This is a genomic window from Ectothiorhodospira haloalkaliphila ATCC 51935 (genome assembly GCF_000633935.1).
Lineage (GTDB): Bacteria > Pseudomonadota > Gammaproteobacteria > Ectothiorhodospirales > Ectothiorhodospiraceae > Ectothiorhodospira > Ectothiorhodospira haloalkaliphila.
This window is the reverse complement of the sequence record NZ_KK214998.1, coordinates 1,158,634-1,171,860: the sequence shown is the minus strand read 5'-3', so window position 1 is coordinate 1,171,860 and position 13,227 is coordinate 1,158,634. Positions and strand designations below refer to the sequence as shown.

Here is a 13,227-nt window from a genome sequence, read left to right as displayed (position 1 = left end):
AGAGAAGTGTGGGGTGTGAACAATACAGCTCTCGGCCCTTATGAACGGTCGAAATCAAAACTCAACCCATCCCCACCTTCTCCGAACAGCGCATCCAGATCGATGTTCTTGGGCACCGTGGTCTTCTGGGCGCGTTGCTTGAGGGCCGGCAACTGGTGGGTGCTGATCATCTGGGTGTAGGCAATGGCCACCGCGCCCTTGCGGCGTAGGGTGTTGAAAACATCGTCGGGCAGGGCGTGGAAAGCGTTCTCATCGATGCGGTAGAGGTGGGGCACCGCCGTTCCAGCCACTGGGTCGAGCTTCCACGGTGTGAGCAGCTTATGGCTGGCCAGGGCGTCCACCGCCTGCTGGGTTTTCACCACATGCTTCTCCAGCTTGGTGAGGAATTCGAATACCTCCTTCACTGCCGGGGTGAGCTGCTGCTGGTCGTCCAGCAGGGTCTCTTCAAAACCCTGGTCGCCCGCAGCATCCAGCCAGGGGCTTTGTTGGTCGATGCCCAAGGCACGCTGACTGGGCTTGCCGCCGGGTGGAACAATGATGCGAAAGGGTGGCGTGCGAAGCCAGGCGGGCACGTAGCCTGCTTCCCAGCCATGCTGCTCATTCAGGCAATGATTGGTTTCCCTGGCAAGCCCGAGCAGGGCAGAAAGCACGAACTGCTCGCCCTGTTTAACGAACACCAGCGGCATGTCAGCGGCTGCCTGAGCACTTTCAGGGGCAACGACGGGCACCGTGGTCAGTTTTTCGGCGTGGCGGTAATCGGTGAAGCGCTGCCAACGTTGATGGGCGAGCTTGGGGCTGAGGGGGAGTATTCGAGACATGGCATCGGGATCCAGAAGTCATGGCGAAAAAAGAGCCCCAAGCGTAGGCCGGGGGCTCAAAAGGTCAAGCAATTGCCGAGTTAAGTGAGGTTAACTGCTAGTTGATTATAAGCTTAGCCATTGGCTTCCGGCACATGAATCACCTCCAACGCCACCTCGTATTGTATATTTTCCTCTTGAGCAGTAATGGTGAAATTAGTTTCCGCTGATGAGGTAACATTGAATAGGCCTGCTCCATCAATCCCATTTTCATAATCAAAGGCGGCAATGAGGTGCTCAAGTACTTTATAAGGCTGCTCGCTAACACTATAGTTGCTATCTGGGAGAGGGTTGCTGGTGCAAAAATTAAAAACACTGTCCCCATCTTTTTCTTTGATAGTTATCGCAAAGTTGTAGCTTCCCTTGGCCCCTTCTTCGTCCAGCGTGAAGGTGGCAGACCAAGGTGTAGCCGGCTCACCATCTTCACCGCTAGCAGGTTCAACGCCGTCTGCTAAATCCACGGTAGTTTCATCATCAAGCTCAACAACCTCAAACGACACTAGTTCGAGCCTCGCATCGCTACCACGACCATCCGAAGATACAACTAAACCACCATTGTCAACCCAAGCCGACTCCACTCCTTCAATATTCGTGATTGCTGTAAGGAACTGGTTTGTGTCCTCATATTTCTCATTCAGAACCCTTACTACATCACCTCCCACCTTTAGGCTGAAGGTAGATTGCCCAGATAGATCTAATCCATCCTCTAAATCCAACCCCTTCAAATCGATATGCAATAGCGCAGGATATGCCCCCTCCGACGATTGCTGATAGACCTCCCCGAGAATAATTGGGTCTTCGATCGAATCTGGATAATCTGCCTTGTACTCCAAAACGTCCAGATTATCACCCAATAATTGAATAAGCGTCAGACGTGCATCGTTTTCTACTTCTTTGTAGTCATAGGATAAAATCGAAGTACCCAATGCTTCATTAACAGCATGCTCCACAGTCTTGTCAATGCTCTGCTCGTCTTGCTCAATGGTCCCGCCGACCTTTACATCCAGGGCGACCAGATCTATCAATTCAATCGAGCCCCCAGCTTCGAATGCTAGCTTCACAGACAAGAAGCTCTTATCCTGAAAGATATTCGCATATTGACTTTGACCATGCGCCACCTCGATAGTAGATATAACATCCAGCAAAGCCTCCTCTGCAGATTTCTCCCCCAAGTCGCCAAGGCCGTGAAGCTTGAGCGTGTCAGACCGTTGCATATCACCCCCAAGCGTCATTCCAAACACTTGCAGGCTTACATCGTTATTGAATTGATCAATATTTAGTGTGATTTGATTCGCTCCATATTTCTCCTCGTTTGGAGCTTCAAACCCCGCTTTTAGTTGATCGTCAACGTTACCTTCAACGTAGGCATCGCTCGGATTCTTTAACACAAAATAACCGGCCTCCAGATCGATGCCAGTTATACCAGGCGAACTCATTATCGAGAAGCTAGTTAATGCATCTACGCCCGTAGCAACATCGACGTTCTCGGCAAGATTGATAGTTGTCTCTTCGCCAGGCTCTTTCACCGAAAAGTAAGTCAAACTGAGTTGAGCTGACTCGCCTTTTTCTGTCGAAGAGATAATCAGTTTATCACCTTCTACTGTGGCAGATTCAATTCCTTCAATAGACTGGATTGCACCCAGAAAGGCATCCTGGCTCTGGTAATTTTCAGCCAGTGAAACGGCGTTAGAGCTACCCACCTTCAGGGAAAAGGTGGAACCATTCGAGAGATCAATTCCGTTGGACAGCTCTAATCCGCCCAAATCAATAATCAGTTCCGCAGGCTCAGGAGGTATCGCAGGCAAATATTTGGATTCACCAGACTGATAAAATGCCGGAGGTAATGTGATCGATTCATTGGTGTTACCGTCAGCGTCTTGCACTACTACTTTGGTGCCTGCCGCATTGACAATGTCAACGATAGATTTATTGAGTGCATCATTAATCGATCCATCAGCGTTGAGTGTTACTATTGTCAACTGCGGCTGCGAGCCGGGAGCGAATTTTCCTGTAAGAGCCTCTGCTAAAGCATTAGCATCTTCTTCTGTTTTCACAACAGGCGTCAGGCTACCACCAGTTTCAGTCTTAACGCTGCTGATAGAAGTAAGCTGAGTTACGCTCAGCGCCAGGCCGGAGCTGATGGTGACGTTTTCAACCCCGGAGAACTCACCAGAGTCAGCGATGTTCGAGACGTCGAGTGTGCCGCCACTTACGGTGAGGCTCCCTTCACCCAAGGTCAGGTTGCTTGTTGACTCGAGTGTCAGCGTGCCATCATCCAGGAAATTAAACTTAAGGTCACCGCCAGAAAGCTGAATATCCAGATCAGCGGTACCCGGATCGGCAGGCACTTCAACCACGACGTTGCCTTCGCCCGTGATCTCAACCTTTTCGGCCTGTTCGAGAGTGAGCGTGAGTGTCGCTTCGTCGCCGACTTCGAAGCTAGCGTCGTCGCCCAAGGTGGCGTTGCCGTCAAGCTCAAAAGTGCCTTTGCCCGACAAGGTAACTGCCGCATCACCTAATTTGCCGGTAAACGTGATGTCGCTTTCAAGGTCGACTTTAAAACTTACCGAGTCAGCTTCGATCTTAGACAGTTCAACATCAACGTCATTATTGCTGAAGTCTTCAAGCGAGTTTTCGTCAAGACGAACTTCGACTCGGCCATCACCCTTAAGGGTGACGCCCTCACCAGTCAGCTTCTTGAGGGTGTCCGCATGGATGCTTAAACCTGAATCCGTGACGAAATCTCGCCAAATTTCATGATTAACCTTCAAAAACAATAAGATAAATGAGAAAATCGGGGCTTCCCGTTGCACCAGTTGGGTGAACCCAGATGCCCCTCAAAAAACCTCGCCTTGAGCAGTCGCCGCGCCGGATTCTCACCGCCCATGCGGGGCTGGCACTGATTGGCGAGGCGATTGCGGCATCCCGCCTGGATCAGGCGGTGAAGTCGATGGGATCTTACCGGGGCACCGACCATGGTCAGGTGCTCAGCACCTACCTGGGGCTGCTTACCCTGGGCAAAAGCGACTTTGAAGCCGCCGAAGGGGTGCGCAAGGATCCGTTCTTTCTGTCCTGCATGGGCTTGAAGCGCGGCCTGTCGGCAGCGCGCTTGCGTCAGCGCATGGATGCCTCGGCCATGGATTATGCCCGCGCCCTGGATCGAGCCAACCTGACCTTCCTCCAGCAGGCGAAGGTGCCGGTGACGCCGTTGTCCTGTGGCCACGTGGCGCTGGATCTGGACCTGTTTGCCCAGGACAACTCGGGCACCCACAAGGAAGGCGTGGGCTACACCTATCGGGGCTTTGACGGCTACGGCGTGATGCCGGCCTATCTGGGTGAAGAGGGCTGGTGTCTCGCCACCGAGCTCAAGCCTGGATCCGAGAACAGCCAGAACGGCTTCGGGTTCGTGCTGGATCGCGTGCTGCCAGCGGCGCGCAGCCTCACTGAACGCCCCATTCTGATGCGCCTGGACAGTGCCCATGATGCCCTGGAAAACCGAGTGCGCGCGCAGGCCGAAGGCATCGACTTCGTCATCAAGTGGAACCCCCGACAGGCGTCGGCCGCGGACTGGATGGCGCATGCGGATGGCCTGGAGGCAAGCAAGGTCAAGTGGGAAACGCCCCGCGAGGGTAAGCGGATCGCCACCTTCAGCGTCAACGAAACCCGCAGCTGGCAAGGGCGGGAGTACACCTTCCGACGCGTCATGCGCGTGGTGGAGCGCACCATTGACCGCAAGGGCCAGGCATTGGTGTTCCCCGACCTGGAGGTCGAGGGCTGGTGGACCTCCTTGGAGTTTTCCGATGACGACACCATCGCCCTGTATCGCGGCCATGCCACCTGCGAGCAATTCCATTCCGAGTTCAAGACCGACATGGACCTGGAGCGCCTGCCCTCCGGCAAGTTCGACACCAACACCCTGGTCATGGCAGCGGGCACTTTCGTGTACAACGTCCTGCGCTGGATTGGCCTGCAGGGGCTGATCGGCGATGACTCGCCCGTGCGCCATCCCGCCAAGCGCCGCCGCATCCGCACTGTGTTCCAGGAGTTGATCAGCCTGCCTGCTCAGCTGGTTCACCACGCCCGTCAGGTCTGGTTGCGCTTTGGCGCTCACTGCCCCGGCTTTGCGGCCTTCAAGCGAGTGTTCACACAGCTCCAGGCTTGCGCTTCCGGATAGCGGGAAACGCCGGCTCACATCCTGAACCCTTGCACACAGCCTGGGGCACAGGCGGTGCGGATACCTGTGGCTCCGGCCCTGGGAATCACCCCCAACTGCTGCTTGGAAAGGCTTGAATTTCATGGATGAACGCCTTCAGGTAACCTGAACGCTGGTTGGCCACCGGTCACAGCATCGCTCGCGGGGTCGCCCCCGTGCCAGGGCCGATTTCCGGTCGGGCGGGCGAGGTTGGCCACGGATTCAGGTTAAAGTTACATTATCGGGCACCACAATAGAGTTGTCTTGTTTCAGGTTTTCGAAAACGAACTCGTCAATTCCACCCGTTTCAGGATCGAGGATGTATTTTTGGTGATCGTCGTCAAATGACAAGTGAACAGAGTCCAGGCTCGTTTCAATAACGAACTTACCGGCAACCGTATCGTTAGCGACCCCGAAAGTTGGCTCAGCCGGAGGCGTCGTCGTCCCACCACCACCTCCAGTTGGAGGCGAAGCCTCAGTCTCCTCCTCCCCATCATCAACATCCTCACCATCCTCATCCCCCGGCTCACCAGGCGCTTCCTGCTCCAGTTCCTCCCGAACCTGCTGCGCCCGCTCAGACGCCGACTCACTCACCTGCGTCAGCAACGCGGCCGCTTCTTCCGGATCTTCCGGCACAACACCACCCGTGGCGGCCGACACCACTTCAGCAGCCTGCTGGGCGGCCTGCGTGGCTCCCTGGTTGGCCTGGAAATCAGTCTCCGGCACAAACCGCCCCGGGCTCTCGCTGGCCTGACGCAGGAAGGTGCCAGCAAAGGTTTCCGGCGTGAGGTCGCCGTCCAGGCGGTTCATCCAGTAGCCAATGCGATCATCCGCATTTTCCATGGCATCGGCATCGGCATAGCCCAGCAGCTGCTCGTAGGCCGCCTTGACGATGTCCCTGGGGTCATCGGCGGTGCTGCGACCGCTTGCCACAAACAATTGGTTGATGAAATCCAGCGCTTCATCTCGTGTCATGTCCATCTCCATTCAGGCGTGTGCAAAAGATCCAGAAAAGCCGCTTGCGTTCACCTTTGTTATTGCTTCTTCGTGAAAGAAAAGGTCAAAACGGATCGCGGTGGAAGTAAAAGCTAGGGCATCCAGATATGTGATGCAAGTCACGGTTTGAAGGCTCATATCGCATCGCGAATGACCAATCAAGGTTCAGATTTCCTGAAAACCTTGATCTCTGACAGGGTGCGATGTAAGGATTTTCCTACACGCCGTCTTTGCTCCCGTGTGTTTTTGCAGCGACCCTCACCACACACCCGTCGAACGGTACCTCCTGCCCCCCCGAGCGGTTATCATCCCCGCGTACCAATTCCACAAGCAGGCACTCCCTTGACGCTGCCCATGCCCACCCCGTGGCGACAGTTCCTTCGTCGCGCCGCCGCCTTTGCCCACGACCTGGGCTGGGTGGCCCTGGCCCTGTTACTGGGCTATCTGGCCCATGCCAACTTCCAGAGCCTGCACACCCTCAACTATCCCAGCCTGGGCACGCTGCTCCTGCTGGCCCTGCCGGTGCAGGCCGGTTGCCTGTGGGCCTTTGGCGTGTATCGCAGCCTGTGGCGGTTCACCTCCCTGCCGGATGTGGTGCGCATCCTCAAGGCGGTGGCCGTGGGCACCCTGCTGATCGCCACGCTGGCCTTTCTGCTGCACCTGCAGGGGGTGCCCCGCGCGGCCCTGGTGCTTTACCCGGTGTTCCTGCTCGTGGGCCTCACCGCGCCGCGACTCACCCATCGCTGGCTGAGGGACCACCACCTGCATCCGGTACCCCGGCAGGGTCGCCGCACCCTGGTGATCGGGGCAGGGCGGGGCGGCGAGATGGTGGTGCGCGACCTGCTCAAGGACGATACCTATCTCCCCGTGGGCCTTCTGGATGACGCCCCCGACAAGAAGGGCAGCGAGCTGCATGGCGTGCGCGTGCTGGGCCCCGTCACACGCCTGGAGGACACCATCGACCGCCTGGAGGTGGACCTGGTGCTGATTGCCATGCCCACCGCCCCTGCCGACCTCATGCGTCGCGTCACCCAGACCTGCACCCGTCTCAAGGTGGACTGCGTGACCCTGCCCACCCTGGCGGAACTGGCCGGCACCCCCGCCGGGGTGGCCCAGTTGCGCGATATTCGCATCGAGGATCTGCTGGGCCGGCAGCCCGTGGGGGCCGATACGGGGCTGCTGGATCGTTTCATCCAGGGGCGCCGGGTGCTGGTCACCGGTGCCGCCGGGTCCATCGGCTCCGAACTGTGCCGACAGGTGCTGGCCCACGGTCCCGAGCGACTGATCGCCCTGGATCACAGCGAGTTCGGCGTTTACAGCATTGACGAACAACTGCGCCAGCTGGCGCCCCCCGAACGGGTCATTTCCCGCCTGGGCGACGTGCGCGATGCCGCCCGCATGCGTGACCTGTTCAGCGAATGGCGCCCCCAGCTCGTGCTCCACGCCGCGGCCTACAAGCATGTGCATCTGGTGGAGCAGAACGTGGTGGAGGGCGTGCGCACCAACCTGCTGGGCACCTGCACCGTGGCGGATCTGGCCGTGGAGTTCGGGGTGGAGAAGTTCCTGCTGGTGTCCACCGACAAGGCCGTCAACCCCGGCAACGTCATGGGGGCCAGCAAGCGGGCGGCGGAAATCTACTGTCAGGCCCGCCAGGGCAGTGCCGACACCAACTTCATCATCACCCGCTTTGGCAATGTGCTCGACTCCGCCGGCTCCGTGGTGCCCCTGTTTCGTCGGCAGATCGAAGCCGGAGGGCCGGTGACCGTCACCCACCCGGAGGTCACCCGTTTTTTCATGACCATCCCCGAGGCGGTGAGCCTCATCCTGCAGTCGGCGGCCATGGGGCAGGGCGGCGAGGTATTCGTGCTGGACATGGGCGAGCCCATCCGCATCGTCGATCTGGCCCGGCAGATGATCCGGTTGTACGGCCTGGAGCCGGAGCGGGACATCCCGATCCGCTACATCGGCCTGCGCCCGGGTGAAAAGCTCCATGAGGAGCTCTTTCATGCCCAGGAGAACCTCACCGGCACCGTCCACAGCAAGATCCTCCAGGCCCAGGCACGCAATGCCGATCGGGACGTGCTCCAGGGGTGTCTGGTGGCGATGGGGCAGGCTTGTGAACGCCAGGACACCCAGGCGGTGCGTGGCCTGCTCAAGCAGGTGGTGCCCGAGTTCACTGAAGCCCCCGTGCACACAAGGCCGGATCGGCCGCGGGCGCAACCGGCGGACAACCTCAAGATCGTGGGCGGCTGAGCATGCCCCTGCGGCGGGTGGTGCAGGGGGGCTACTGTGTCGGCTGCGGCACCTGTGCCGCCCTGCCCGGTGCGGGCTTGTCCATGGTGCGCCTGCGGGACGGCCGCCATCGGCCCGTGGCGCACGCGGCCCCCGAGCCCGGATGCCATCCGGAAGCGGTATGCCCCTTCTTCAGTGAGGAAGACGAGGACCGCCTGGGCGAACGCCTTTTTGCCGATGCCCCTGGCCACCACCCGGCGGTGGGTCATTATCATGGCCTGTGCGCGGCGGCGGTGAGCCGGGATGCGTCCCGTCTGGCGTCCAGTTCCGGGGGGCTGGCCACCTGGCTTCTGGCCTCCCTGGTCGAGGCGGGCGAGATCGACGGCGTGGTTCACGTGGTGTCTGTTCCCGGCGGGGCCGGGCCGCATTTTCATTACCGCCTGTCACGCACCCCCGAAGAGATCCGCCAGGGGGCGGGCTCCCGCTACTATCCGGTGCAGTGGTCCGAGGTGCTGGCCCGGGTTCGGCAGCAGCCCGGGCGTTATGCCTTTGTGGGGGTGCCCTGCTTCATCAAGGGGTTGCGCCTGCTGGCGGCGCAGGATCCGGGCATGGCAAAGCGCGTGGCCCTGACGGTGGGATTGTTCTGCGGCCATCTGAAGACGGCGGCCTTTGCCGAACATCTGGCCTGGCAAATGGGCGTGCCGCCGGGCCATCTGGCGGCCATCGACTTTCGCCACAAGCGCCCTGCACGACTTGCCAGCCAGTATGCCGTGAAGGCATGGGATACCCAGGGGCGCGACGTGGTTGCCAACGCGGGTGATCTGTTCGGCAGTGACTGGGGCCTGGGGTTGTTCAAGCCCAAGGCCTGCGACTATTGCGATGATATTGCCGCCGAACTGGCTGACGTGGCCTGTGGCGACGCCTGGTTGTCACCCTATGTGGAGGACGGGCGCGGCACCAATCTGCTGGTGGTGCGTCGGGCGGATCTGTGGTCGCAGTTGCGGCAGGCCGCCGGGCGGGGAGAGATCTGGCTGGAGGCCGTCTCTGCCGAGCAGGTCCAGCAGTCCCAGGCGGCCAATTATCGGCACCGACGCCAGGGGCTGGCCTATCGCTTGTGGCGGGCCGAGCGCCGAGGTCGCTGGCATCCACCCAAGCGCGTGGCCCCGGCCGGGCCCCTGCGCACTCCCCGGGCCCGGTTGTACCGTCAGCGCCAGCGGCTGGCCATCCTGAGTCATCGAGGGCATGCGGAGGCGCTGCGCCGCGATGATCCGGCATTCTTGCAGCGGTATCTGGCCGCCCACGTGGCGCGTTATGAACGCCTGCGACGCCCCCTGTGGCGCCGCCTGCTCTCCCGCCTCAGGTGCCTCATCCGGTCAGCCAGCCGATGAGGGGCCTGAGAGCCAGGCCGAGCAGGGCGCCGCTCGCCACCCCCAGAAGATTGGCCCGCAGGTCGCCACGACAATAGCGCCGTCCGGGCACCCACCACTGCTGGGCCCATTCCAGGCACCACCCCAGCAGGAGGATTGCCAACAGGGCGGGCGCCACCCAGGGCAGCGGCAAAAACAGGGCCGGCGGCAGGGCCAGTGCCCCATAGGCCAGCCTGTGCAGGAGCTTGTCATCGGGCAGCCAGGCGGGTACGAGCCGGGCAGGCAGCAGGGTGCCGGCGATCACGAGCACGGCCCCCGAACCCCAGATCAATGTCATCCACAATCCCATCCTGTCCTCTCTGCCGGGCCACGAGTCGGCCCCTTGGTTAGCCACACACCTCCTGTTAGCATACCGCCTTCGCATCACCCCACTCCCCGGAAGGAAATCCATCCACACCCATGTCCCAGACTCCCAACACCGCCGGCGCCCAGGCCAAGAAGGGCGAGCTGCGCCAGAGCATGAGTCACCTGAAGCAGGCCTTCGTGTCCGTGGCCGTGTTCAGCTTCTTCATCAACATCCTCATGCTGGTGCCGCCCATCTTCATGCTGCAGATGTTCGACCGCGTGCTCTCCAGCGGCAGCATCCCCACCCTGGTCATGCTTTTGGTGGTGGCCATCGGCCTGCTCATCGTCATGGGCCTGCTGGACTGGTCCCGCAACCGGGTGCTGGTGCGTGCCGGCACCCGGCTGGATGCCCTGCTGGACAAGCGCCTGTTCGATGCCACCTTTTTCCGCGCCCTGCGCAGCCCCGATAGCGGCTCCACCCAGCCGCTCAAGGACATGGTCACCCTACGCCAGTTCATGACCGGCCAGGGGGTGTTCGCCTTCTTCGATGCCCCGTGGACGCCCATCTTCATCCTCATCATCTTCCTGTTCCACCCGCTGCTGGGCACGCTCACCCTCATCGGCGCCATCATCCTGTTCGCCATGGCCTATGCCAACGAGGTGATCACCCGCGAGCCCCTGGGGGCCGCCAACAGCGAGTACATCAAGGAATCGGACTACGCCAGCTCCAACCTGCGCAACGCCGAGGTGCTCGAGGCCATGGGCATGACCGGCCGCCTGCGCCAGCGCTGGCAGAAGATGCACCAGAGCGTGCTCAGCCTGCAGGCCATCGCCAGCGACCGCTCTGCCAACCTCACCGCCGCCTCCAAATCCCTGCGCATGATCCTGCAGGTGGGCATCCTGGCCACCGGTGCCTATCTGGCGGTGCAGAACGTCATCACCCCCGGGGTGATGATCGCCGCCTCCATCATCATGGCCCGCGCCCTGGCCCCCATCGACCAGGCCATGCACGCCTGGCGCGGCTTCATCGGCGCCCGCGGCGCCTGGGACCGGCTCAACAAGGTGCTGGAATCCACCCCCGCCCCCAGCGAGCACATGAAACTGCCCACGCCCCAGGGCAATGTCACCGTGGAGAACATCGTGGTGGTGCCCCCGGGCATGCGCACCCCCTCCCTGCGGGGCGTGAAGCTGGACCTCAAGCCCGGTCAGGCCCTGGGCGTGATCGGCCCCAGCGCCGCCGGCAAGTCCAGCCTGGCCCGCGCCCTGGTGGGGGTGTGGCCCACCTATGCCGGCGAGGTGCGCATCGACGGCGCCGACATCCACAACTGGGACCGCGAACAACTGGGCCCCCACATCGGCTATTTGCCCCAGGACATCGAACTCTTTGCCGGCACCATTGCCGAAAACATCGCCCGTTTCGGCGAAGTGGACTCGGACAAGGTGGTCGAGGCCGCCCGCAAGACCGGCCTGCATGAGATGATCCTGCGCCTGCCCGAGGGCTACGACACCGCCATCGGCATCCAGGGCGGGGCCCTCTCCGCCGGCCAGCGTCAGCGGGTGGGTCTGGCCCGGGCCGTGTACGGCAACCCCCGGTTCATCGTCCTGGACGAGCCCAACTCCAACCTGGACGAGGCCGGTGAGCAGGCCCTCACGCACACCATCCAGCAACTGCGCGAGGAAGGCTGCACTGTGGTGATCATCGCCCACCGCCCCTCCGTCCTCTCCGCCGTGGACCAGATCCTGGTGCTCAAGGATGGCCAGCCCGCCGCCCTGGGCCCGCGCCAGGAAGTCCTCGGGCGCTTTACCCGTCCCAGCGGCCTCACCGGCCCGGGCGGCAGCAACCCAGCGAGTCAGTCATAAATCATGAACGAGAAGGATCAAGACACCCCCGCCAGCCAGGCGCTGGCCCGTGAACAGGACCTCAAGGGCCCGTCCGGCAACCCCGTCCCCCCGAGCAACGACCGCTTCCCCCGGCTGTTCGGGCTGATCGTGATCCTCATCGCCTTCGGCTTCGTGGGTGGCTGGGCCAGCCTGGCCCCCATCGACAGCGCCGTGGTGGCCCAGGGCACGGTGACCGTGGACACCTACCGCAAGACCGTGCAGCACCTGGAGGGCGGCATCATCCGCACCCTGCACGTGCGCGACGGCGACACCGTGGAGCGCGGCGACCTGCTCATCCAGCTGGACGAGACCCAGGCCCGCTCCAGCTACCTGGTGAACTACAACCGCTACCTGGCCGAACTGGCCCGCCGCGCCCGCCTGGAAGCGGAGCTGGAAGGGGAGGAGCGCATCGACTTCCCCGAAGAGCTCACCGCCGGCGCCGAGGGGGAGGGGCGCGCCACCCGCGTGATGGCCACCGAGGAGCGGGAGTTCAAGGCCCGCCGCGAGGCCCTGGACGGCGAGGTCTCCGTGCTGCGCCAGCGCATCGACCAGCTCCAGGAGCGCATCGAGGGCATGGAGTCCCAGCGCCAGTCCCGGTTGCGGACCATCGCCTCCCTGGAGGACGAACTGGAAAGCCGCGGCCGCCTGGCCGAACGGGAACTGCTGCCCGCCGCCGAACTGCGCCCCCTGGAGCGCCAGCTGGCCGAGGCGGAAGGCGAGGCCGGCGAACTGCAGGCCTCCATCGCCGGTGCCCGCATCGAGATCGGCGAGGCCGAGCTGCAGATCATTCAGCTGCGCCGGGAGCTCTCCCGCGAGGTGGCCGCCGCCCTGCGCGAGACCAACACCCAGATCGACGCCCTGGAAGAGGAACTCCAGGCCCTGGAAGACACCCTGCGCCGCAAGCAGATCCGCGCCCCCGTGGATGGCGAAGTGGTGAACATGCGCTTTCACGCCGAATGGGCCGTGATCGGCCCCGGCGAGCCCATTCTCGACCTGGTGCCCGGCGACGAGCCCTTGGTGGTGGAGGCCCGCGTGCGGCCCCAGGACATCGACAGCGTCACCCTGGGCCAGCCCGCCGATGTGCGTTTCACGGCCTTCTCCTTCCGCACCACTCCGGTGGTGGAGGGCGAGGTGATCTTCGTCTCCGCCGACAGCCTGAAGGATGAGCAGACCGGCGAGTCCTACTTCCTGTCGCGCATCGTGGTGGGCGAGGAGGAAATGCGTCAGCTGGGTGCCGTGAGCCTGCGCCCCGGCATGCCCGCCGACGTGATGATCAAGACCGGTGAGCGCACCCCCATGGCCTATCTGCTCAAGCCGCTCACCGACGCCCTGGCCCGGGCCTTTACGGAGAACTGAT

9 protein-coding genes are annotated in these 13,227 nt (G+C 61.9%); 5 read left to right on the top strand and 4 right to left on the bottom strand.

Annotated elements, in window-relative coordinates:
- Positions 1-38 precede the first annotated feature (38 nt).
- Both ECTHA_RS0113300 and ECTHA_RS0113295 read right to left on the bottom strand, forming a co-directional pair.
- Positions 39-818 (bottom strand): SapC family protein, encoded by a 780-nt coding sequence (locus ECTHA_RS0113300; protein WP_025281018.1) that lies wholly within the window; start codon positions 816-818, stop codon positions 39-41.
- Positions 819-931: 113 nt separating this feature from the next.
- A complete protein-coding gene (locus ECTHA_RS0113295) occupies positions 932-3,670 on the bottom strand; it encodes a DUF2807 domain-containing protein (RefSeq protein WP_026623802.1) in 2,739 nt (912 codons plus the stop codon).
- Positions 3,671-3,687: 17 nt separating this feature from the next.
- On the opposite strand from ECTHA_RS0113295, the gene ECTHA_RS0113290 reads away from it, so the two are divergent.
- Entirely contained in the window at positions 3,688-5,031 is a 1,344-nt protein-coding gene (locus ECTHA_RS0113290; RefSeq protein WP_026623756.1) for an IS1380 family transposase, read from the top strand.
- 240 nt (positions 5,032-5,271) lie between these two features.
- On the opposite strand, the gene ECTHA_RS0113285 is transcribed toward ECTHA_RS0113290, so the two are convergent.
- On the bottom strand, positions 5,272-6,024 hold the full coding sequence (locus ECTHA_RS0113285; protein ID WP_128571927.1) for a hypothetical protein: 753 nt from the start codon (positions 6,022-6,024) through the stop codon (positions 5,272-5,274).
- A 363-nt stretch (positions 6,025-6,387) separates the two neighbouring features.
- On the opposite strand from ECTHA_RS0113285, the gene ECTHA_RS0113280 reads away from it, so the two are divergent.
- Both ECTHA_RS0113280 and ECTHA_RS18345 read left to right on the top strand, forming a co-directional pair.
- Positions 6,388-8,298: a polysaccharide biosynthesis protein gene (locus ECTHA_RS0113280; protein WP_238984753.1), complete on the top strand. Its 1,911-nt coding sequence runs from the start codon at positions 6,388-6,390 to the stop codon at positions 8,296-8,298.
- 2 nt (positions 8,299-8,300) lie between these two features.
- A complete protein-coding gene (locus ECTHA_RS18345) occupies positions 8,301-9,665 on the top strand; it encodes a Coenzyme F420 hydrogenase/dehydrogenase, beta subunit C-terminal domain (RefSeq protein ID WP_025282193.1) in 1,365 nt (454 codons plus the stop codon).
- Here ECTHA_RS18345 and ECTHA_RS18340 read toward each other — a convergent pair.
- Positions 9,643-9,981 carry a hypothetical protein gene (locus ECTHA_RS18340; RefSeq protein WP_025282192.1) on the bottom strand — a complete coding sequence of 113 codons (339 nt, stop codon included), beginning with the start codon at positions 9,979-9,981 and terminating at the stop codon, positions 9,643-9,645. The two genes, ECTHA_RS18345 and ECTHA_RS18340, sit on opposite strands and share 23 nt — an antisense overlap.
- Positions 9,982-10,103: 122 nt before the next feature.
- On the opposite strand from ECTHA_RS18340, the gene ECTHA_RS0113265 reads away from it, so the two are divergent.
- Both ECTHA_RS0113265 and ECTHA_RS0113260 read left to right on the top strand, forming a co-directional pair.
- Positions 10,104-11,849: a type I secretion system permease/ATPase gene (locus ECTHA_RS0113265; protein ID WP_035369619.1), complete on the top strand. Its 1,746-nt coding sequence runs from the start codon at positions 10,104-10,106 to the stop codon at positions 11,847-11,849.
- A 3-nt stretch (positions 11,850-11,852) separates the two neighbouring features.
- Positions 11,853-13,226 carry an HlyD family type I secretion periplasmic adaptor subunit gene (locus ECTHA_RS0113260; RefSeq protein WP_025282191.1) on the top strand — a complete coding sequence of 458 codons (1,374 nt, stop codon included), beginning with the start codon at positions 11,853-11,855 and terminating at the stop codon, positions 13,224-13,226.
- Position 13,227: the final 1 nt, after the last annotated feature.